The organism is Trueperaceae bacterium, assembly GCA_031581195.1.
Lineage (GTDB): Bacteria > Deinococcota > Deinococci > Deinococcales > Trueperaceae > SLSQ01.
Window position 1 is genome coordinate 3,760 of sequence record JAVLCF010000021.1, and the last position, 20,674, is coordinate 24,433.

At 75.2% G+C, this 20,674-nt stretch carries 18 protein-coding genes; 7 read left to right on the plus strand and 11 right to left on the minus strand.

The annotated features are described in order from the left end of the window. Positions 1 to 29: 29 nt before the first annotated feature. From RI554_03260 to RI554_03275, 4 genes are read right to left on the minus strand one after another with little or no spacing between them, the layout of a single operon-like run. The gene (locus RI554_03260; protein ID MDR9391027.1) at positions 30 to 1,973 is read right to left on the minus strand and encodes a DUF4900 domain-containing protein; all 1,944 of its coding nucleotides are present in this window, start codon (positions 1,971 to 1,973) and stop codon (positions 30 to 32) included. Beyond that, positions 1,964 to 2,857: a prepilin-type N-terminal cleavage/methylation domain-containing protein gene (locus tag RI554_03265; protein MDR9391028.1), complete on the minus strand. Its 894-nt coding sequence runs from the start codon at positions 2,855 to 2,857 to the stop codon at positions 1,964 to 1,966. Before RI554_03265 ends, RI554_03260 begins: the two co-directional genes overlap by 10 nt. Next, complete coding sequence (locus tag RI554_03270) at positions 2,857 to 3,327, minus strand: prepilin-type N-terminal cleavage/methylation domain-containing protein (protein ID MDR9391029.1); 471 nt, start codon at positions 3,325 to 3,327, stop codon at positions 2,857 to 2,859. Before RI554_03270 ends, RI554_03265 begins: the two co-directional genes overlap by 1 nt. Beyond that, positions 3,324 to 3,773 carry a hypothetical protein gene (locus tag RI554_03275; protein MDR9391030.1) on the minus strand — a complete coding sequence of 150 codons (450 nt, stop codon included), beginning with the start codon at positions 3,771 to 3,773 and terminating at the stop codon, positions 3,324 to 3,326. The genes RI554_03270 and RI554_03275 overlap by 4 nt, the downstream gene beginning before the upstream one ends. A gap of 138 nt (positions 3,774 to 3,911) precedes the next feature. Between RI554_03275 and RI554_03280 the strand changes: the two genes are divergently transcribed. Together RI554_03280 and RI554_03285 are read left to right on the plus strand one after the other, a co-directional pair. Next, positions 3,912 to 5,180, plus strand: a complete 1,269-nt coding sequence (locus tag RI554_03280) for a DUF4010 domain-containing protein (protein MDR9391031.1) — start codon at positions 3,912 to 3,914, stop codon at positions 5,178 to 5,180. Between the two features lie 105 nt (positions 5,181 to 5,285). Next, positions 5,286 to 6,428, plus strand: a complete 1,143-nt coding sequence (locus RI554_03285) for a citrate/2-methylcitrate synthase (protein MDR9391032.1) — start codon at positions 5,286 to 5,288, stop codon at positions 6,426 to 6,428. 69 nt (positions 6,429 to 6,497) lie between these two features. Here RI554_03285 and RI554_03290 read toward each other — a convergent pair whose 3' ends face one another. Both RI554_03290 and RI554_03295 read right to left on the minus strand, forming a co-directional pair. Next, positions 6,498 to 7,676 carry a hypothetical protein gene (locus RI554_03290; GenBank protein MDR9391033.1) on the minus strand — a complete coding sequence of 393 codons (1,179 nt, stop codon included), beginning with the start codon at positions 7,674 to 7,676 and terminating at the stop codon, positions 6,498 to 6,500. A gap of 4 nt (positions 7,677 to 7,680) precedes the next feature. Next, positions 7,681 to 8,925: an adenylosuccinate synthase gene (locus RI554_03295; GenBank protein MDR9391034.1), complete on the minus strand. Its 1,245-nt coding sequence runs from the start codon at positions 8,923 to 8,925 to the stop codon at positions 7,681 to 7,683. 144 nt (positions 8,926 to 9,069) lie between these two features. Here RI554_03295 and RI554_03300 point away from each other — a divergent pair, with 144 nt between their 5' ends. The 3 genes from RI554_03300 (at position 9,070) to RI554_03310 (ending at position 11,427) form a co-directional block, all read left to right on the plus strand. Beyond that, positions 9,070 to 10,170 (plus strand): prephenate dehydrogenase/arogenate dehydrogenase family protein, encoded by a 1,101-nt coding sequence (locus RI554_03300; GenBank protein ID MDR9391035.1) that lies wholly within the window; start codon positions 9,070 to 9,072, stop codon positions 10,168 to 10,170. Continuing rightward, positions 10,171 to 10,455 carry a hypothetical protein gene (locus RI554_03305; protein ID MDR9391036.1) on the plus strand — a complete coding sequence of 95 codons (285 nt, stop codon included), beginning with the start codon at positions 10,171 to 10,173 and terminating at the stop codon, positions 10,453 to 10,455. A 201-nt stretch (positions 10,456 to 10,656) separates the two neighbouring features. Next, positions 10,657 to 11,427 (plus strand): bacteriorhodopsin-like, encoded by a 771-nt coding sequence (locus RI554_03310; protein ID MDR9391037.1) that lies wholly within the window; start codon positions 10,657 to 10,659, stop codon positions 11,425 to 11,427. Positions 11,428 to 11,514: 87 nt separating this feature from the next. On the opposite strand, the gene RI554_03315 is transcribed toward RI554_03310, so the two are convergent. The 3 genes from RI554_03315 to mreD are packed head-to-tail and all read right to left on the minus strand — an operon-like array spanning position 11,515 to position 14,368. Then, the gene (locus RI554_03315; GenBank protein ID MDR9391038.1) at positions 11,515 to 12,078 is read right to left on the minus strand and encodes a septum site-determining protein MinC; all 564 of its coding nucleotides are present in this window, start codon (positions 12,076 to 12,078) and stop codon (positions 11,515 to 11,517) included. Further along, positions 12,075 to 13,880, minus strand: coding sequence for a penicillin-binding transpeptidase domain-containing protein (locus RI554_03320; GenBank protein ID MDR9391039.1), 1,806 nt, complete (start codon positions 13,878 to 13,880; stop codon positions 12,075 to 12,077). The genes RI554_03315 and RI554_03320 overlap by 4 nt, the downstream gene beginning before the upstream one ends. Further along, positions 13,877 to 14,368: a rod shape-determining protein MreD gene (mreD, locus tag RI554_03325; GenBank protein ID MDR9391040.1), complete on the minus strand. Its 492-nt coding sequence runs from the start codon at positions 14,366 to 14,368 to the stop codon at positions 13,877 to 13,879. The genes RI554_03320 and mreD overlap by 4 nt, the downstream gene beginning before the upstream one ends. Before the next feature lie 61 nt (positions 14,369 to 14,429). Between mreD and RI554_03330 the strand changes: the two genes are divergently transcribed. Both RI554_03330 and RI554_03335 read left to right on the plus strand, forming a co-directional pair. Continuing rightward, positions 14,430 to 15,326, plus strand: a complete 897-nt coding sequence (locus tag RI554_03330) for an isoaspartyl peptidase/L-asparaginase (GenBank protein ID MDR9391041.1) — start codon at positions 14,430 to 14,432, stop codon at positions 15,324 to 15,326. A gap of 4 nt (positions 15,327 to 15,330) precedes the next feature. Then, positions 15,331 to 16,254 carry a 1-phosphofructokinase family hexose kinase gene (locus RI554_03335; protein MDR9391042.1) on the plus strand — a complete coding sequence of 308 codons (924 nt, stop codon included), beginning with the start codon at positions 15,331 to 15,333 and terminating at the stop codon, positions 16,252 to 16,254. Positions 16,255 to 16,282: 28 nt separating this feature from the next. Here RI554_03335 and RI554_03340 read toward each other — a convergent pair whose 3' ends face one another. Together RI554_03340 and RI554_03345 are read right to left on the minus strand one after the other, a co-directional pair. Beyond that, the gene (locus RI554_03340) at positions 16,283 to 19,348 is read right to left on the minus strand and encodes a DNA translocase FtsK (GenBank protein MDR9391043.1); all 3,066 of its coding nucleotides are present in this window, start codon (positions 19,346 to 19,348) and stop codon (positions 16,283 to 16,285) included. A 36-nt stretch (positions 19,349 to 19,384) separates the two neighbouring features. Further along, positions 19,385 to 20,674, minus strand: a 1,290-nt coding sequence (locus RI554_03345; protein ID MDR9391044.1) for an AI-2E family transporter, incomplete at its 5' end; no start/stop codon positions are given.

Sequence of the window (20,674 nt, forward strand, 5' to 3'; positions counted from 1 at the left end):
GGTCCGGGGCGGCGGTCCCGCACCGCCCCTCACTCCAGCTGTTCGCGTTGCCCGTAGGCGAACACCAGGATGCTCTTCACGCCGTCCTGACTGATCGTCGGGAAGTACGGCGGGGCGCGCCCCGCCCCGGTCCGCGGGTCGTACGTGAAGGTCCGCGAGTAGCCGCTGCGCATGGCACCCGACCCCGACCAGAACGTCCCGAACGCGCCGTACGTCTCGCCGATGATGCCGCCCAGGAGGCGGACGTCCCCCATGGCGGCCCCGACGTCGTGGTTCTCGACGCGGACCGACCCCTCGGCGCTCATGAGGACCGCGTGCACCTCGAGGTTCCGCGGGGCGTTCAGGGTCGCGTCGCCGTTCGCGTGCCCGATCGTGACGTCCCCCCGCTGGGCGTACAGCCCCAGCAGGTTGTCGGCGTCCAGGTTCTCGCACGCCGCCGGCGTGACGGACCCGTCCGCGGCGCGCGACGCGGGGGCGCTGCACGGCGGGTCGGCGTAGCGGAGGTCGCCGACGATGCGCACGTCGTCCTGCGCGGTCAGCGTGAGGCGAGAGAACGCCGCGACGGCGGGGGCGGCGTCCGCCGGGTCGTCGCTCGTGGGGGGCGACCGCTCGGGGCCGGTCGCGCGTTCCACCGTCCCCTCGACGTACGTCACGCCGTTGAAGGTCCCCTCGTACCCCTCGTCCGACCAGAAACAGCCGTTCGGCGTGCAGATCTCGCGCGCGACGTTGCCGTCCGGCGTCGCCCGCCAACGCACCTCGCCCGGCCCCAGGCGGGTGCAGCCCGACCCGACGCAGACGCGGGTGCGCGCGGGCAGGGTCGCCACGAGGTACTGGTACCCCGCGGCGCCGTCCGCGACGCTCGCCCCGTTCGCGTCGCCGGCGTACAGTTCGAGCGTCTCGACGTCCCCCTCGATCGACAACCCCGCGACCTCCGCCGCGTCGCGCTGCTCCAGCGCGTTGTCGGGCATCGGCACGAACTGCGCCTCCCAATCGACGCCCTCCGCGAACTCCGGGGCCTGCAGGCCGTACCAGTACGAGTACACGCTCGGGCTCGACGGCGGCCGCATGCGGGAGACCGGCACGAACGAGGGGAACAGGTACGCCCCCGGTTCGCGGTCGGGCCCCCCGACGTTCGCGCACCCGTCGACCCCCGCGCGGTGGCACCCGGCGCTCGTGACCTCCCCCCCGAACCAGGGTTGGCGGTAGAAGTTCAGGTGTTCGTTGCTGTGGACGGGCCCGTCGAACAGCGTGTCGGACGTGAACCAGATGGGGGTGCCGTCCTGGGTGCGTTGCTGCCCCGAGAACAGCGCGTAGCGGGCGAACGAGCCGCGCCCGACCTGGAACTGGTACTCGCCGTAACTGACGATCGAGCGGCGGAACCCGTCCACCTCCCCGACCGCGACCACGACGTACGGCAACGCGTAGCGTTGCTCGGCGACCGAGCCGCTGCCCTCCCGCGGGGCGCCCTCCAAGAAGCGCCCGTCCCCGATCCGGACGCCGCCGGGGAGCCCCGCCCCGCAGGCGACGTCGGTCAGGTGAATGCGGAGTTCGACCCGCGCGTCCTCCCCGACATCGGGGAGGTCGGCGTCGCACACCAGCGCGTCGATGCGCGTCTGGAGGCGCGCCGCGACGGAGCCGGCGCCGCCCGTCAACGCCGCGGCGACCGCGTCGGGATCGGGGACGTCGGCGTTCACCGTGCCGGCCCCGAACGACCAGCGCGCCGTCGTGGAGGAGTCCTCCTCCACGACGGCGTGCAACGCGTCGCGGACCGGTCCCTGCAGGACGGCGCCCGCCAGGTTCGCCGTGCCGCGCGCGAGCGCGAGGCTGCGGACGATGCCGACGTCGTCGACGCTGGTCTCCACCTCGCTCAGGGCGCGCGTCACCATGATGGTGCCGACCCCCGCCACCATCCCCATGACGAGCAGCGCGGTCAACGCCGCGATGCCGCGCGTCCGGCGGCCGCTCAATCGCACGGCGTCACCGCCTCCGCCGTCTGCGGGCCCGGCTCCGGGAGGGGCGCGAGGGTCGTCAGCGTCCGCTCGATCGGTCCGAACGGCCCGTCGGCCCGCCCGACGAGGGTGAGCCGCAGCGCATCGAGGTGCCGCGTTTCGCCGCCGACCGTCACCGTCCGGCGGGGCGCGCCGTCGGCGGTCTCGTACGGCGCGTCGCGCTCCTCCACGGCGCCGTCCGGCCCGGCGTACAGGTAACGGATCGTCATCGACGCCACCGCGAACGCCATCGGGTCGCGCGCGCCGCCCGCGCCGTAGCGCGACAGCTCGCCCGTGTCGGCGTCCACGGCGTACCCGACCGACGTCGTGCCCTGCAGGACGGTCGTGCCCTCGGTGTAGTCGATCGTGTTCGCGCAGGCGGGGTGCACCAGGTTCCACGTCCGCGACGTCGCGCCCCCGCGCCGCGAGACGGTCGCGATCGGCAGCACGACCGCCGCCCCCTGCCCGTTCTTCATCACGACCTCCCGACCGACCACGTTCAGCGCGTCGGCGTCGGCGACCGACGCGCCGATCTGGACGTTGGCGGCCCGCACGAAACTGGCGTTGCGCCCCGAATCGTGCGGGTACACCGGCCACGCCGGCCCGTCGGGCAGCAGGAACGCGACCGACGCCGGGCCGGTCTCGACCGGCGCGTCCGCCAACGTCCCGAACGCCAGCGAGCGCAGGTCCTGCGCGACGACCTCCGACGTGCGCCGCAGGGTCCCCTGCAGCTCCGTCGTCGCCTCGTTGTGGCGCCACATCTTCAGGGCCTGCACCAGCACGCCGCCCGCGACGCCCGCCAACACCGCGAACACCGCGAGCGCGACCAGCAGCTCGACGAGCCCGAACCCGCCCCGCGCGCGGCGCATCAGTTGACCCCCGGCAGCAGCGCGGAGCCGTCCCCGACCGGGCCCGGTTCGGGACCGAACGTCACCGCCTGCACGCACGTCTCCGCCTCCGCGCCGCCGTAACAGACCGCGACGCGGTAGCGCACGGCGGACGCCCCGACGACGTCCACGGCGCCGTCGTGCTCGATCTCCGCGCGGAAGCGGTCCGGGTCCCCGACGCCGTCGCGCGCCCCGAGCTCCGGGAACGCCTCCCCCAGGCCGCCGTACGCCCAGGCGGCCGGCGTCCCCTCGGCCGCGAGGGCGCGCGGGTCGCCGCCCACCACCTCGCGCGTCAGGAACGCCAGGACCTGCCCGGCGTGCGTCCGCGCGTCGCTCGCACCGACCGCGCGGAGCGTCCCCACCGCGACGCCGGTCAACGCCGCCGTCGCGAGCGCCGTGACGGCGACGGCGATCATCACCTCGAGGATCGTGAGGCCCGCGCGGCGCCTCACGGCGTCCGCTCGCTCTCGCCGATCAGCGACACGCGGACCGTCACGGGGGCCCCCTCGACGTCGAACGTCAGGGGGTCGGGCAGGGGATCGAGCGACGCGAAGCGGCCCGGCGGGGTCGCCTCGAGCAGGACACCCGGCGTCAGGGTCGTCGGCGTGTCGGCGGGGAACGGCCAGTCGCGCTGCACGACGCCGGAGGCGTCGCGCATCTCGAGCCGGTCCCCGGCCCACGCGAGGGTCAGGGGCTCGCCCTGCGCCGCCGCCGCGACCGCGACGTCGCGGACCGCCACCCGGAAGGTCGCCACGGGGCCTTCGGCGCCCTGCCGCGCGACCGCGTCGCGCAGCGGCCCCGCACCGAGCGCCAGCGCGACGCTCAGGACCGCGACCGCGAGGATCAACTCCGCGATCGTCACGCCCGCCCGCCGCCGCACCCGCGCTCGCTCGTTCACTGCGCGCATCGTACCGGGCCGCGCGCGACGCCCGGCGTCGCGGCCCGGGGGGCGCGGCGCACCGACGCGTCCCCCGGGCCGGGCGTAGCGTGGGGCGTGGGACCCCCGCCGCGCGGGGCCCCACGGGAGGGAGGCGCCGTGCCCCCGGCCGACGCGATCTGGTCGTTGCTCGCCGCGACGTTGCTCGGCGCCATGATCGGCCTCGAGCGCGAACGCAAACGCGAACGTGCGGAGGTCCTCTTCGCCGGCGTCCGCACCATCACGCTGATCGCCCTGTTCGGGGCGGTCGGCGGGGTGCTGCACGCGTCCCTCGGGCCGGCGCCGCTGCTCGCGGCGTTCGCCGCCGTCACCGTCCTCGTCGCGCTCGGCTACTGGCGCGAATCGTCGGGCACGCGCGTGGGCGGCACGACCGAGGTCGCGGCCCTGTTGGCGTTCGCGCTGGGCGTCCTGGCCGGCCTCGGGGAGCACGTCCCCGCCCTGGCGGGCGCGGTGATCGTCACCGGCACGCTGTCGCTGCGGCAGGAGCTGCACGGCTTCGCGGGCGCCCTGACGCGCCGCGACCTGCTGGCCACCGTCCGCTTCGCGGTGTTGTCGTTGGTGCTGCTGCCGCTCGTGCCGGACGCCCCCCTCGGGCCGTGGGGCGTGTGGAACCCGCGCACCATCTGGACGTTCGTGTTGCTGATCAGCGGCGTGTCGTTCCTCGGTTACGTCGCCGTGAAGGGCGTCGGCACCCGCCGCGGCATCGCCGTATCCGGCGTCCTGGGGGGCCTCACGTCGTCGACGGCGGTGACGCTCGCGTTCGCGCGGCGCGCCCGCAGCGACCCGGCCCTCACCGGCACCCTCGCGACCGGCCTGCTCGCCGCGAGCGCCGTCGCCGGCCCCCGCCTCGTCCTGCTCGTGTGGGTCGTGGAACCCACCTTCGCGCCGTGGGCGGCGCTGCCCCTGGCGGCGATGGGGGCGGTGTTGGGGGTCGGCGTGGCGTTCGCGGCGCGCCGCGAGGGGGACGGCGCGCCGGAGGTGACGGTCCGCAACCCGTTCGAGCTGCGCGCCGCCTTCGCGTTCGCCGGCGCCTACGCCCTCGTCGTCCTCGTCGTCCGCGCCGCCCGCGAGACGCTCGGTGCGTCGGGCCTCCTGGCCGCCGCCGGCCTGGCGGGCCTCACCGACCTCGACGCGATCAGCCTCTCCCTCGCCGAGCAGCACGCCGGCGGCCTGCCGCCCGGCGTCGCGGCGCTCGCGGTCGGCGTGGCGGCGGCGGCGAACTGCGCCGTCAAGGGTGTCCTCGCCGCGACGCTGGGCGGCGCCCGCCTCGGGCGGGCGACGCTGCCGTGGCTGGCGGTCGCCGCCCTCGCCGCGGTCGCGGCGGGCGCCGCGGTAGGGCCGTGGCTCGGGCGGTTCGGGGCCGGCTGACGGCGCGATCCCGCCGAAGGTGGGACACTACGGAGAAAGTGGGCGGAGCGCGCCGCGGGCGCGCGCGACCCGACGTGTAGAATCACGGTCCACGAGGAGGCCCCCATGACCGAGATCCATCGCGGACTCGCCGGCGTGAACGTCGACACCAGCCAGATCTGTTCGATCGACGGCGAGCGCGGCGAACTGATCTACCGCGGTTACGACATTCGCGAGCTCGCCGACCAGGCGTCGTTCGAGGAGGTCGTGCACCTCCTCTGGTTCGGGGAGCTCCCGACCCGGTCGGAACTCGATGCGCTCCGCGGGCAGCTGCGGCCGGCGTTCGACCTGCCCGGCGACGTGCTCGACCTGCTCGCGCGCATGCCGAAGGGCACCGCCCCCATGCATGCGCTCCGCACCGCCGTCAGCGCCCTCGCGGCGTTCGACGACGACGCGGACGACGTGAGCGAAGCGAACCTCCGGCGGGTCGGCGCGTCGCTGCTCGGCCGGATCCCGGCGATCGTGGCGGCGTACCAACGGCTGCAGGCCGGCCAAGAACCGGTCGCGCCGGACCCGAACCTGTCGGTCGCGGCGAACTTCCTGCGGATGGTGAACGGCGAGGAACCGACCGACGCCGCCACCCGCGTGATGGACGTCGCGTTGGTGCTGCACGCCGAGCACGGGTCGAACGCCAGCACCTTCGTCGCCCGCGCCACCGCGTCCAGCCTCACCGACCCCTACAGCGCCATCGCGGCGGCGATCGGTTCGCTCAAGGGCCCGCTGCACGGCGGCGCGAACTACGGCGTGATGGAGGCGCTCGAGGGCATCGGGGACGTCGCCGGCGTCGAGCCGTACGTGCACGCCAAACTCGCGGAGGAGGGCGGTCGCGTGATGGGCTTCGGGCACCGCGTCTACCGCGTGATGGACCCCCGCGCGACGATCCTCAAGGGCGTCAGCGAACGCCTCGCGGCGGAATCGGGCGACGCGAAGTGGTTCGAGATGAGCCTCGAGATGGAGCGCGTCATGGACCGCGCGATGGAGGCGAAGGGCAAGGCCGTGAAGCCCAACGTCGATTTCTTCAGCGCGTCGGTCTACCGCATGCTGGGCTTCGCGAAGGAGACCTACACGCCGATCTTCGCGCTCTCCCGCACGGCCGGCTGGATGGCGCACCTGTTCGAGCAGTACGCCGACAACCGCCTGATGCGCCCCCGCCTCGTCTACGAAGGCCCCAAGGGCAAGACCTTCACGCCGATCGATCGGCGCGGCTGAGCGCCGGCCGCCTCCGGGCGGCGGGCCTCGACGCGCCGGAGGGCCGGGGGTTCCCCGGCCCTCCGGCGTTCAGGGCAGCGTCGCCTGCAGGAAGCGGGCGATCTCTCCTTCGTACCGCTCGGGCCCTACGTTCCACGCCTCGACGTGCTCGACGCCGTCGAGGCGGACGTACGTCGGGGGGGTCGGCAGGGCGGCGGCGAAGGCGTCGATCATGGATATCGGCGTGGTCGTGTCGCCCGTGCCGGCGAACAGCAGCACCGGGACGTCCACGTCCGGTGCGATGCGGCGGCGATCCAGCGCGGCGAAGTCGACGCCGGAGCGGCGCTCCGCCACCCCCAGCGCGAGGCGCGTGACGAGGCCCGGGAGGGGCACCCCGAGGCGTTCGGCGCCGAGGCGGAACGTCGGGAACGGATCGATCAGCGGCGCGTCGAGGATCACCCCGCGCGGCGTGGGGGCGTCGTCCGGCCAGGCGTCGAGCGCCCCGAGGGCGACGCTGCCCCCCATCGAGAACCCCACGAGGACGACCTCCCGGACGCCGCGCTCGGCGAGCCACGCGACGGCGGCGAGGGCGTCGGCGACCTCGCCGTCGCGCGCGCCGTAACGGAAGAACCCGGCGGGGTCGTCGGGGGACGCGTCGTGGTTGCGGTAGCTCGTCACCAGCACCGACGCGCCCGCTTCGGCGCCGTGCGCCTCGAGCGTCGGGAGGATCCGCAACGCTTCGCTGCGCTCAGCGCGGCGGCGGCCGTGCCACACGACGATCGCGCGGTCGCCCGCCCCCTCGGGGGCGGGGATCCACCAGCCGGGCAGCGGCCCGAGGGGGCCGGGGATCTCGACGTCGGCGGCGGACACGCCCCGCTCCGCCGGGCTCGCGAACAGGGTGACGTCGATGCGGGCGGGGAGGCCCGCCGCCGGCGGGGTGCCGCGGCGCACCTCCACGCGACGCACGACCGTCCCGTCGCGGCGCTCGAGGACCGGCCCGAGCGGCCCGCCGCCCCCCTCCCACAGGAGGCCGTAGCGGCCCTCGACGTCGGTGCGGGCGGCCTGCGGCGGGGAGGCGCCGTCGGGGAGGGGCAGGACCACCTCGTAGCGGCCGTCGCCGACCTCCCGGACGGGCCCGAGGGCGAACTCGGGGAACAGCTGGTAGGGGGTGGGCTCGAGGATGCGCGCGCTGAACACCCACCCGACCGCGGTCCCCCCCACCACCAGGAGCGCCGCGGCGACCGCCAACCCCCAGAGCAGCACGCGCATCGCCCTACGGGGTGGGCGCGGGATCGACCGCGTCGGGCCAGTCCACCGCGCCGTACGTGTCGCGCCGTTGCGGGCTCGTGGAGAACATCGCGACCGGCACGCCGACGTACGCCTCGATGCGTTCCAGGTAGGCGATCAACGGCGCGGGGAGCGCCGCGCGGTCCGCGATGCCGGCCACGTCCCCCCAGCCGGGCAGCGTCTCGTAGATCGGGGCGCCCGCCGCGTCGTACCCCACCCCGACGTGGACGGCGTCGAGGCCGGCCAGCACGTCGAGCTTCGTGACGACCAGGGCGTCGAGGCCGTTGAGGTCCACGGCGTACTTGAGCTGCTCGAGGTCCAACCAGCCGACCCGGCGCGCCCGCCCGGTGGTGGTCCCGAACTCGTCCCACGGGTTCGCGCCGCTCCCGCGCAGGCGCGCGAGGGTCGCCTCGTCGTGCACCTCCGTCGGGAACGGACCGTGCCCGACGCGGGTCGTGAACGCCTTGACGACCCCCACCACCCGGCCGAGGGCGCGGTGCGAGACGCCGGCGCCGGTGAGGATGCCGCCGACCGTCGGGTGGCTGCTCGTGACGTACGGGTAGGTGCCGTAGGCCAGGTCCAGCATCGTGCCCTGCCCCCCCTCGAACATCACGCGTTCGCCGCGCGCGAGGGCCGCGCGCACGACCGCGCCGCCGTCCCCGATCCACGGCGCGAGGCGCGCGCGGATCCCCTCGAGGGCGTGGAGGGCGGCGTCCACGTCGGTCCAGCCGACGCGGGCGGTGGAGTTCGGTTTGCCGCGCAGCAGCCGCTCGAGCCGTTCGCGGAGCAGGTCGTCGTCCAGCAGGTCCCCCGCCCGCACCCCGAGGCGGCGGGCCTTGTCGCTGTAGGCGGGACCGATCCCACGTCCGGTCGTCCCGACGAACCCGCCGCCCTCGTCGTTCTTCTTGTGGTGCGGGAGCACCAGGTGCGCTTCGCTGGACAGCAGCAACGCGCCCGGGTCGCGCCGCTCGGCGAAGGCGTCGACCTCCTCGACGAGCGCCCAGGGGTCCACCACCATGCCGGCCCCCAGGACGCTCGTCGGGCGGTCGTGCAGCACGCCGCACGGCAGGTGGTGCAGCTTGAACGTCTCGTCGCCGACCGCGACCGTATGGCCGGCGTTCGCCCCGCCGGCGTACCGCACGACGTAGTCCGCGTCGTGCGCCAAGGCGTCCACGACCTTGCCCTTGCCTTCGTCGCCCCATTGGGCCCCGATCACCGCGATTCCTGGCATGCCTCACGACCTCTCGCTGGGGTTCGCGGCATGATACGCCGTCCCCGCCGCCGGGGCGCCACCCCGCGCTAGACTCGGCGGCGTGCCGCGTCGCCCCCGACCCCCCGCCCCCCGCGCCGGCGTTGCGCCGGCGCGTTCCGCCTGATGCGGCCCGCCCCCCTGGTCGGGACCGTCGTCGTGGCCGGCGTCGGGCTGTTGGGCGGGTCGATCGCGGTGGGGGCGCGCGCCCGCTTCGTCGCCGACCGCGTGGTCGGCCTCGACCCGGACGGTGAGGCGCTGGAGGTCGCCAGCTTCCACGGCGTGATCGACGAGGCACGCGTCGCGCCGGGCCCCTGGCTGGCGGACGCCGACCTGGTGGTGCTGGCCGCCCCGACCGGGTCCCTCGCGCGCCTCGCGCGCGAGCTGGCGCCGTTCCTTCGCGCGGACGCGGTGGTGACCGACGTCGGGTCGGTGAAGGGCGACGTCGTCGCCGACCTCGCCGACGTGCCCGACCTGCGCTTCGTCGGGGGGCACCCGATGGCGGGTAGCGACCGGGCCGGCGTGGCGAACGCCGACGCCGCCCTACTCGAGAACGCGGTGTGGGTCCTCACCCCGACCGAGGCGACCGACGCCGACGCGCTGGCGCGCGTCCGGGCGTTCGTGGAGGCGCTCGGCGCGCGGCCGCTGGAGCTCGCGCCCGAACGCCACGACCGCCTCGTGGCGCGCGTCTCGCACGTGCCCTACCTCGCGGCGTTGGCGCTGACCCGCCTCGCGGCGGACGACGACGACCGCGACGCGCTGATGCTGCTGGCGGCGGGCGGCTTCCGGGACCTGACGCGGGTCGCGTCGGGGTCGCCCGTCATGAGTCGCGACATGGTCCGCGGCAACGCCGGCGCGGTCCGCGCCGCGCTCGCCGACCTGCGCGCCGAACTCGACGCGCTCGAGGCGGACCTCGAGGACCGCGAGGCGCTCCTGGCGCACGCCGAGCACGCCAAACGCACGCGCGACGGGATCCCCGTCGTGCGGCGCGGGGTGTTGCCCCCCCGGCCGGAGGTGGTGCTGGCGGTCCCCGACCGGCCGGGGGAGTTGGCGCGCATCACCGCCGCGTGCGGGGAGGCGGGCGTGAACCTGAAGGAGATCGAGGTGCTCGCCATCCGCGAGGCGGGCGGCGCGGTGCGCTTGGCGTTCGAGGACCCGGCGGCGCTCGACGCGGCGGTCGAGGCGCTCCGGGCGGCGGGGTACGAGGCGCGGCCCCGCGCCACCTGAATGCCGGACGCCCCCGACGGCGCGCCCGACGTGCGCCCCGACCTGTTCGACCTGGCGGTCAACCGCGCCCGGGCGTACGCCCGGCGGACGCCGGCCGCGGCGCACGCGCGGGACGTCGAGACGCTCGCGCGGGCGCTGGAGCCGTGGGCGCTTCGCACGCGCTTCGCGTCGCGCTTCGACCCGCGCGACGTCGCCGCCTGCCTGCTGTCCGCCCCCGACGGGGAGGTCCACTGGGCCGGCGGGCGTCGCGGCGGGTGGCGGCCGGGGCGCCCGCCGCGCCCCTAGGCACCCCCGACGGGCGCATGCGTCGCGCATGTTCGTGCGCCGCGACACGATTTCGGCCCGCATCGTGGGGGGTGGACCCCCATTTCGCGGTAGATTTGGGGGGTTTCTCACAGAGACGTGGGCCCCACCTGGCTCACAATCTCGGGGAACGTCCATGGGCTCGGGCGCGTGCCGCTCGGGTACGAAAGGGAGGGCTAGACAATGGATCTACCCGTTCTGTCGGCAGGCCAGTTCGATCTGGTCTACAACTCGCTGTCCTTCGGCTTCGCCGCGATGGGCGCTGCGTTCGTGTTCTTCATGGCCGCACGCAGCCAAGTGGCGCCGAAGTACCGCCCCGCGCTTCTGGTGTCGTCGATCGTCGTGTTGGTCGCCGCCTACCACTACCTGCGGATCTTCGAGTCCTGGGGCGGCGCGTACGTCCTCGAGGGGGGCGTGGCGAACCCGAGCGGCGACCCGTTCAACGACGCCTACCGCTACGTCGACTGGCTCCTGACGGTGCCGCTCCTGCTGGTGGAGACCGTCGCGGTGCTGGCCCTCGCGCGGGAGAAGGCGAACTCGATGATCGCGCGCCTGTCGATCGCGGCGGTGCTGATGATCGCGCTCGGCTACCCCGGCGAGATCGCCGACTCGACCGGCACGCGCGTTCTTTGGGGCACGCTGTCGAGCATCCCGTTCGTCTACATCCTCTGGATCCTCTGGGGCGAGCTCGGCCAGGCGCTGGAGCGTCAGCCGGGGCAGGTCCGCGTCCTCGTGCGCAACCTGCGCCTCCTGCTGCTCGCGACGTGGGGCGTCTACCCGATCGCCTACATGGCGCCGTTCCTGGGCTTCAGCGGTCCGGACGCCGTCGTGACGCTGCAGCTCGGCTACACGATCGCCGACGTGCTGGCGAAGGCCGGCTTCGGCCTCCTGATCTACGCCATCGCCCGCGAGAAGTCGATCGCGGACGGCGAGGATCCGGTCGGCGCGCACTAACGATTCGGACGTTCGAACGACGCGCGGCGCGCCCTTCGGGGCGCGCCGCGTTCGTGTGGATCGGGACGTGGACGGCCCGGTCGGGCGTCAGTGGCTCCAGGGGCGGATGACGATCTGGCCGTCGCGCAGCATCGCCAACTCCGGACCGCGGGCGGCGTCGTCGCCGCCGTCCGCCTGTGCGACGGCGGGCCCGATGCGGAGTTGGCGGCTGGCGATGCGTTGCGCCCACACGACCGCGCGGTCGTTGCCCGCCGCGCCGGCGTGCGCCAACCCGCGCAGGGTCCCGAGCACGATGATGTCGTCGGCGGCGAGGAGCTCCGCGCCGGCGTTGACGTCCCCGATCACGACGAGGGACGCGGTCGACTCCACCCGCGCGCCCGAGCGCACGGTGCGGCCCACGACCACCGTCTCGCCGCGCGGGGTGGGCGCCCCGCCGGCGGGCGGACGCACGTCGGTGAGGGTCCCCCCCGCCGCGTCGACCGCCGCCTCGATGCGGCGGAGCAGGTCGGGGGCGACGCGCCCCGCGACCTCGACCGCGACGTCGCCCGCGAGGGCGGCGGCGTGCTCGTCGAGGGCGGCGTCGACCGCCGCCCCGTCGTCGTCGCCACCGACCTGCACCAGTACGCCGCTTCGGATGCCACGAACCTTCACCTGCGCAGCCCTCCCTCCACCACGCCGACCGGCAGGTCGAGGTGGTCCACCAGAAAGTCGCGGACGACCGGGACGGCGGTGCGCGTGCTCGACCCGGCGTTCTCGAGGAAGGCTACCACGGCGATTTCCGGCGCCTCCGACGGCGCGAACGCCATGAACCAGGCGTGCTCGAGGCCCTCCCCCGCCGCGTTCTGCGCGGTGCCGGTCTTCCCCGACACCGGCAGCGGGAAGGCGGCGGCGGGCCCGATCACGTCGCTCGACCCGAACTCCGTCACCATCGCCCGCATGCCCTCCGCCAACGTCGGCCAGACGGTGCCGGGCACGGTGCGCGAACGCACCGGTTCCGCGACGCCGCCCACCTCCGCGACGAGGCGCGGCTCGACCTGCCGACCGGCGTTCGCGAACGCGCCCGCCGCCCGGAGGGTCTGGAGCGGCGTCGCGAGGACGTCCCCCTGCCCGATCATCGTGTTGAGCGTGTAGCCGGGGTACCAGGCGGTGTCCTTCTCGGCGCGCACCCAGGCGGGGTCGGGCAGGCGCCCGCGGCGTTCCTCGGGGAGGCCCACGTCCACGCGCGCCCCGTAGCCGAACGCGCGCGCGTCGTCGTGCAGGTGCTGCGCCAGCGGCCCCCAGCCGTCGTCGAAGGCGGGGGTCTCGAGCGCGGCGTGCCAGTAGTACGTGTTGCAGCTGTCGCCGATCGCGTCGGTCACGTCGTACGAACCGCGGTGCACGGGGCTCCAGTTCTCCCACGTGATGCCCCCGTACGTCATCGACGGGCTGCACGGGTAGGTGGTGGAGGCGCCCACGTAGCCGTGCTCGAGCAACGCGTAGGAGCTGACCATCTTGAACGTCGAGGCGGGCGGGTACGCCTGCACCGCTCGGTTCTGCAGCGGCTTCGCGTCGTCGTCGGCGAGGATCGCCCCGACCACGTCCGGGTCGCTGGGCCGGTGCGTGAAGACGTTCTGATCGAAGGTCGGCGCCGACGCCATCGCCAGCACGTCCCCCGTCTCGAGGTCCATCGCCAGCAACGCCCCGCGGACCGTCGAGAGCGGCGGCAGGTCCTCCTCCGCGCGGTAGGCGTTCACGTACCGCGCCGCGCCGCGCAGGGCGTCCTCCGCCGCCCGCTGCGCGCCGACGTCCAGCGTCGTGCGCACGTCCCGGCCCGGCCGGGGCGCGACGAGTTCCTGGCGGCGGACCGCCACCCCGCGGTTGTCGACCTCCACCAGCTCCACCCCGGGCCGCCCGAAGAGGCGGTCCTGGAGGCCGGCCTCGAGCCCCATGACGCCGACCATGTCGTCGGGGGCGTAGCCGGGGTGGCGTTCGGGGTCGGCGAGGCCGGTGTAGCCGATCGCCTGCGCGGCGAGGTTGGTGGGGTAGATCCGTTCGAAGCGTTCGCGCAGCACCAGGTTCGCGTGGCCCGCGACGCGCTCCTCGAGCGCCGGCACGAGCGCGTCGGGCACGTTCCACGCCGCCACCGCCCCGTTGCGGGCCTCCTCCGCGTCGGTGGGGTCGGGCGGGTCGGGCGGCCCCCCGAGATCCAGGAGGCGGGCGACGCGGTCCCATGCGTCGATCGGACCGCCGAGGTACATCAGGTCGTACGCCACGCGGTTGCCGGCCAGCACCGTCCCGTCGCGCGCCAGGATGCGCCCCCGGAGGGGCGGGATGCGGCGTTGCTCGGTGGCGTTGCGTTGCGAGAGGTCGCGGAACTGGTCCTCCTGCGCCAACTGCAGCCACGCCAACCGCCCCGTGAACAACGCCAGGATCGTCCAGGCGACCGCCAACAGGACCCGCATGCGCGAAATCACGCCGTCCGCCTCCCCTTCGCCCCCGCGCGACGCAGGAGCGCCTCCGCCCACGGCCACGCCGCCAACGCCACCGCGCCGGTCAGGACGGTCTCGCTGACCGCGACCGCCACCAGCCGCACGCCGTCCACCGGTTCGCCCGACAACCACGCCAGCAACGCGAACGCCACCAGCCACTTCCCGGCCTGGGCGGCCACGACGATCACCAGCCGCTCGAGGACGCCCGACCCGGACAGCTGCATCCGCACGGCGGTCGCGGCGAGCGCCGCGCCCGCCAGCTGCATCGCGTGACTCCCGAGCACCCCGTACCCGATCACGTCCTGCAGCAGCCCGACGCCGTACGCCGCGAGCAGCAACTGCCACGGCGCCAACCGCCCGAGCCACGTCAGGACCGCCACCAGGAACAGGTCCGGGGCGGGCAACGTGCCGAACAGGCCCGACAGGAGCCCCTGCGCCAACAGGAGCGTCAGGTAGAACGCGGCGATCCGCACGGGGAGAGCGTACCGCGGGTCGCCGCCGCACGCCGCGCGGCCCTGGGGTAGCCTTCGCCGCATGGCGACCTTGTTGATTCACGGAGGGGCGGGCCGCATCCGCGAGGACCGACGCGCCGCCTACGAGGCGGGCCTCGCCGCCGCCCTCGACGCCGGCTTCGCGGCGTTCGAGGCGGGCGGCGACGCGACCGACGCGGTGCAGGCCGCCGTCCGCCGCATGGAGGACGACCCGCACGCCTTCAACGCCGGGACCGGCAGCGCCCCGACGTCGGCCGGCACGATCGAGTGCGACGCGGCGATCATGCGCAGCGACGGCGCGGCCGGCGCCGTCGCCTGCGTCGCGCACGTCCGCAACCCCGTCACCCTCGCGCGCCGCGTCCTCGAGGAGGGCCGGCACGTCCTCCTCGTGGGGCCCGGCGCGGAGGCGCTCGAACCCGACCCCGTCGCGAACGAGACGCTGCGGACCGACGCGGCGCGCGCCGACCTGGAGCGGTGGCGGGCGCGCGGCGGGGACCCCGAAGCGTCCGCGACGTGCGGCGCGGTGGCGCTCGACGACGCCGGACGCCTCGCCGCCGCCACCAGCACCGGCGGGGTGCTGGGGCAACACCCCGGGCGGGTGGGGGACGCCCCGATCCCCGGGGCGGGCACGTGGGCGGACGCGGACGTCGCGGTCAGCTGTACCGGGAAGGGCGAAGCGTTCCTCGTGACCGCCGCCGGCCGCGCGTTGGCGTGCGACCTGGCGGCCGGCACCGCAGCGGACGACGCCGTCCGCGCCCGCCTCGCCGCGGTGCGCGCGGCGGGGGGCGAGGGCGGCCTCATCGCGTTGCGCCGCGACGGGACGCTGCTGCACGGCTTCGACACGCCGCAGATGGCGTTCGCGTGGCGGCGCGACGGCCCCGCGGGCCGCGAGGAGGCGTGCGCCGTGGGCCAGGACGGCGCCGTCGTCGTGCGACCCTGACGCCGTGATCCACACCGTCACCGTCAACCCCGCGCTGGACCTCACCTACCGGGTGCCGGGCCTCGCGTTCGACGACACCGTCCGGGCGCGCGAGGTCCTGCGCGCGCCCGGCGGGAAGGGCGTGAACGTCTCGCGGGTCGCGACCCGCCTCGGGCACCCGACGGTCGCGATGGGCTTCGTCGGGGGCCGCGCGGGCGACGAGATCGAGGACCGGCTCCGCGACGAGGGGGTGCGCACCTGGTTCGCGCGGCACGACGCCCCGACGCGGACGAACGCGATCGTGCAGGACGACGCCGGCCGGCAGGTCCGCATCTCCGGGCCCGGCCCGCGGGTCGACGAAGCGCAGGTGGACGCGCTGGTCGACAGCCTCTTCGAGCTGCGCGCGCCGGACGTGCTGGTCCTGAGCGGCAGCCTGCTGCCCGGCGTCCCGAGCGACCTGTACGCGCGCGTCGCGCGTCGCGCCGCCGCCGACGGCGTCGCGACGGTCGTCGACGCCGACGCGGAGCTCGGGACGGCCCTCGAGGCGGGCGTGGCGTGGATCAAACCCAACGCGTACGAACTCGGGCGGTTGACCGGCCTCGAGGTCACGGACGTCCCCAGCGCCCGCGCGGCGGCGGACGTCGCCCGCGCGAAGGGGGCGGACGTCGTCGTCACCAGCCTCGGGCGGCAGGGGGCGCTCTGGTCGAGCGCGGAGGGGCACTGGCACGCCACCGCCCCGGAGGTGGAGGTCGATTCCGCCCTCGGGGCGGGGGACGCCCTCCTCGCGGGGGTCGCGAGCGCGCGCGCCGACGGCGCGACGCCGGCCGACGCGTTGGCGTTGGGGGTCGCCTGCGGCACCGCGACCGCGATGACGCCCGGCACCGACCTGTGCCGCCGCGAGGACGTCGACGCGCTGCGGCCTCGCGTCCGCGTCACGGCCCTCGACTGAGCGCCCGCGACCGCCTCCGCGGCCGACCTCAGGACCCGAACAGGTTCGGCAGTTCGCTCTCCTCGACCAGCACCTCGCGAGGTTTGCTGCCGACGTGCGGGCCGACCACCCCGAGCGCCTCGAGGGAGTCCATCAACTTCCCCGCGCGGGCGTGCCCGACCTGCATGCGGCGCTGCAACCGACTGACGCTGGCGTTCCCCTCGCGAATCACGAGCTCCGCGGCGGCGCGCAGCTTGTCGTCGTTCCAATCGACCAACCCCGACGCCTCGGAGTCGTCCTGCGACACCGGCTCGAAATCGCCGCCGTACGCCTCGACGAACTCGTCGTCGAAGTACTGCCGACGCAGGAACGCCGCGACGGTCGCCATCTCCTCCTCGCTCACGAACGGGCCCTGGAGGCGGACGGGCTTCACGAGGCCCGGCTGGTAGAACAGCGCGTCGCCGTTCCCGACGAGGCGTTCGGCGCCCATGGCGTCGAGGATCGTGCGGGAGTCGTGACTCGAGCTGACGGCGAACGCCATGCGGGCGGGCACGTTGACCTTGATGAGGCTGGTGATGATGTCCACCGACGGGCGTTGCGTCGCGAGGATGAGGTGCATGCCGGTCGCGCGCGCCATCTGCGCGAGCCGCATGATCGCCGACTCGACCTCCTTCGGGCTGGTGATCATCAGGTCGGCGAGCTCGTCGATGACGATCACGACGAACGGGAGTTGCGGCAGGTCGAGGTTGCGGGCCTTCTCGTTGTACTGATCCAGGTTCTTCGCCCCGATGCGGCTCATCATCTTGTAGCGCCGCTCCATGTGCGTCACCGCCCCCAACAGGACGCCGGCGGCGTCGGAGGGGTTCGTCACGACCGGCCGCACCAGGTGCGGAATGCCGTCGAACGGCGTGAGCTCCACCATCTTCGGGTCGATCATCAGGAACCGCAGGTCGGTCGGGAGGAACGTGTAGATCAGGCTCGCGATGAAGGTGTTGACCGCAACCGACTTGCCCGACCCCGTCGATCCGGCGATCAGGAGGTGCGGCATCTTCGCGAGGTCCGCGACCGTCATCTCCCCGTCGATCGACTTCCCCAGGATCAACGGGAGGCGCGCCCGCGCCCGCTGGTAGCTCGGGGCCCCGATCGCTTCGCGGAAGCGAATCAGGTCCCGGTCGGCGTTCGGGACCTCGAGCCCGATGACGCTCTTGCCGGGGATGGGCGCCTCGATGCGGACCGAGCTCGCCGCCATCGCGAGCGCCAGGTCGTCGGACAGGTTCGCGAACCGGGCGATCTTCTCCCCCGGCGCGGGCTCGACCTCGAAGCGGGTGACGGTCGGGCCCCGCACCGAACTCACGACGCGCCCCTGGAGCTTGAAGTTCGCGAGCGTCGCGTCGATCCGCTCGACGCGGTCCTGCGCCTCCCGCCGTTGCCCCGACGGGTCGCCCGCCCCCGGCGGGATCGGGTCGAGCAGGTCCAGGGGCGGCAGCTGCACCGGGATCCCGCCGACCTCCGGCACGTCCCCCGCCCCCGGGACGCTCGGGAGGCGCGGGTCCTCGAGGGCGTCGAGCCCCGCGTCCCCGCCCAGGCCGTCCCCCTCGACGTCGGTCGCGTCGAACGGCGGGACGGCGTCCGCGTCCCCGGCGGGATCGGGGTCCCCCGCGTCGGCCTCCGGTCCGCCGGCCCCGCCGGACAGGTCGTCGGCGTCCAGCGGCGCCGGGTCCCCCGGGGCGCCCCCCACCGCGACCGCGCCGCCGTACGCGCGCGCTTCGGCGTCGCTGCGCTGGTCGCGCAGCGCCGCCCGCCAGGCGTCCACCTCCCCGAGCAGCGCCACCCCCTGGGCCTCCGCGGCGTCGGCGAGCGCGACGTCGAACGCGGCGACCGGCTCCTGGTCGCCGTACGCCTCCACGAGGTCGCCGACCTCCCCCGCGAGGCCGCGCCACGCGTCGAGGCGTTCGCAGTGCCCCTCGAGGGTTTCCGCGGCGTCGGCCACCTCGCGGTACGCCGCGAGGCGCGCCGCGTGCGCCTCGCTCGCCGCCACGAGGCCGTGCGCGTCGACCTCCATCAGGGCGGCCTCCGCCTGGTCGCGTTCGCGGGTGAGGCGCCGGTAGCGGGCCTGCAGCGCCGTGACGTCCAGCGCCAAGCGGCTGCGCAGCGCGTCGAGCGCCGCTTCGGCGCGCGACGCGCCGGACAGGCTCTGCTGCAGGTCCCGCCCCCGGGCCTCCACCCACGCCGCGAAGTCGCGCACGCCCTCGGCGCGGAGGTGGCCGACGAGATCGGTCGCGCGGGCGGTGGTGAAGTCGTCCACCGCCGCCCGCCACGTCGCGACGTCGGCGCGGGCCTCCTCGAGCGCCGCTGCGTCCGCCCGGCCGACCTTGGCGCGCACCGCGCCGACCTGCTCCCGCCAGCGGCTCAGCTCGCCGCTGCCGGGGTACAACCCCGCGAGCGCGTCCAGTTCCCGTTCGATGCGCTTCGCGTCGCCGCGCACGAGCGCCACGTCCGCGCGGAACGCCGCGCGGGCCTTCACCGCGCGGCGGGCGGCGGCCAGCGTCCGGGCGGTGCGCGCCAGCGTCCGTCCCGACGCCACGAGGGTCGTGCGCAGGATGCGGGTGGGGCGCCACGCCAGCATCGTCTCGACCCCCAACGTGACCGCCACCGCCGCCGGGAGGACCGCCAGCGCCGCGCCGCCCGGCCCGAGCGCCGCGCGGAGCGCGGCGCCCCAGGTGCCGGCGCCGTCCGGCGGGAGGACCGCGAGGAGGGCCCAGGTCGCGGCGACGGTGAGGAGGTAGCCGAGCAGCACCCGCGGCCAGCCGGGGGGGTTGCGGCGCAGTAGGAAGGCGCCGCCCAACAGGACGAACGGGACGGGAAGGGCGTACGCGGCGCCCCCGACGCGACCGAGGACCGCGTCGCGCACGAGGACGCCGAGGTCGCCGGTCGGGAGGGCGGGCACCAGGAGGCCGGCGAACGACGCGCCGGCGGCGAGGAGGACCAGCCCGACCGCCTCGAGGTCGACGCTGCGTCCGGGGGGCGCCCCACCCTTCGATCCCGCCCCCTTGCCCCCGCCGCGCTTCGCGCGGCGGGGGGACGTGGGGGCGCTGCGGGAGCGGTCTCGAGCCACGCCGGAGTCTATCGCGGGTCGCGCCGCGGACCCGTCCTAGGCGTCGGCGTCCGCCGCGTCGCCGTCGCCGTCCGCGTCGGTCGCGACCGGGGTGGCGGGGGCGTACGCCGGCCGGCCGAACAGGTGGTCCTCGAGGATCAGCTTCGCGAGCGCGACGAGGGGGACGGCGAGCAACGCCCCGACGATCCCGAACAGGCCCAACCCCGCGAGGATCGCGAGGAGGACGGTGACGGGGTGCAGGTCGACGCTGCGCGAGAGGATCATGGGGCCCAGCACGTTCGCTTCGATCTGGTTGGCGACCACGAACACGACGACCGCCAGGAGCGGCGCCCACGGCCCGACCGTGAAGCCCAGGAGGACGGCGGGGATCGTCCCGACGATCGGCCCGAGGTACGGCACGAGGTTGAAGATCGCGGCGAGGAAGCTGATGGCGGTCGCGAGCGGGATCCCGATCAGGGACAGGCCCACCCAAATCAGGAGGCCGAGCAGGATCGTCACCAGGATCTGCCCGCGCAGGTACCCGCCGACCGCCCGGTCGGCCTTCTGCGTCAGGTCGTCGGCCAGGGGCCGCCACCGGGTCGGGACGTACGCCCGGAAGTTCCGCACGAAGCGGGGGAAGTCGTACAGGAAGTAGGCGCTCACCAGCACGATCAGGAACACCTGCAGCGTCGCGGACACGAGGCTGGTCGCGCCGCTCACCAGCATCGACGGGCCGCCCGTCGCGAAGCCCTCGAACAGCTCCAGGAGGTTCGCGACGACCGCCTCGAGGAGGCCGGCGACGCGGTCCTGCGCCTGCGCGGCGAGGTCCCCGTCCGGCGTGAGGCCGAGGCGTTCGTCGAGGAACGCCCCGACGGACGGCGGGAGGCCGGCGACGAGGCGTTCGACCCACCCCCCGAGCGCCCCTAGGCGGTCGCCCAACGCGCGCACCGCGCCGGGAATGAGGTTGACGAAGCGGGTGAGCTCGACGACGACCTGGCCGAACAGCAGCGAGCCGAACACGAACAGTTGCAACAGCGCCACGTAGACCAACGCCACGCCGATCGAGCGGCGCACGCGAATGCGTTGCAGCGCCTCGACGACCGGGTTGAGGACGTACGCGAGGACGAACCCGATCACGCCGACCTGCAGGACGAAGGCGTACCGCTCGCGCAGGGTCCAGGCCAACGTCGCGAGGAGGACCGCCAGCGCGACGTACGTCGCGGCGCGGACCCACACGTTGCGCCAGGCGACCTCGAACGCCGTCACGGGACGCGACGTCACGGCGTGCGCCGTCACGGCGTGCGCGGCGTCGGGGGAGGACGGCGCGGCGCCGGCCCCGTCGGCGGG

Bases quoted from the DNA above. Each gene is read 5' to 3' on its own strand.
- RI554_03265 (MDR9391028.1), bottom strand. From the start codon at position 2,857: ATGCGCCGCGCGCGGGGCGGGTTCGGGCTCGTCGAGCTGCTGGTCGCG.
- RI554_03285 (MDR9391032.1), top strand. From the start codon at position 5,286: ATGACCGAGATCCATCGCGGACTCGCCGGCGTGAACGTCGACACCAGC.
- RI554_03290 (MDR9391033.1), bottom strand. From the start codon at position 7,676: ATGCGCGTGCTGCTCTGGGGGTTGGCGGTCGCCGCGGCGCTCCTGGTG.
- RI554_03295 (MDR9391034.1), bottom strand. From the start codon at position 8,925: ATGCCAGGAATCGCGGTGATCGGGGCCCAATGGGGCGACGAAGGCAAG.
- RI554_03330 (MDR9391041.1), top strand. From the start codon at position 14,430: ATGGCGACCTTGTTGATTCACGGAGGGGCGGGCCGCATCCGCGAGGAC.
- RI554_03305 (MDR9391036.1), top strand. From the start codon at position 10,171: ATGCCGGACGCCCCCGACGGCGCGCCCGACGTGCGCCCCGACCTGTTC.
- RI554_03310 (MDR9391037.1), top strand. From the start codon at position 10,657: ATGGATCTACCCGTTCTGTCGGCAGGCCAGTTCGATCTGGTCTACAAC.
- RI554_03300 (MDR9391035.1), top strand. From the start codon at position 9,070: ATGCGGCCCGCCCCCCTGGTCGGGACCGTCGTCGTGGCCGGCGTCGGG.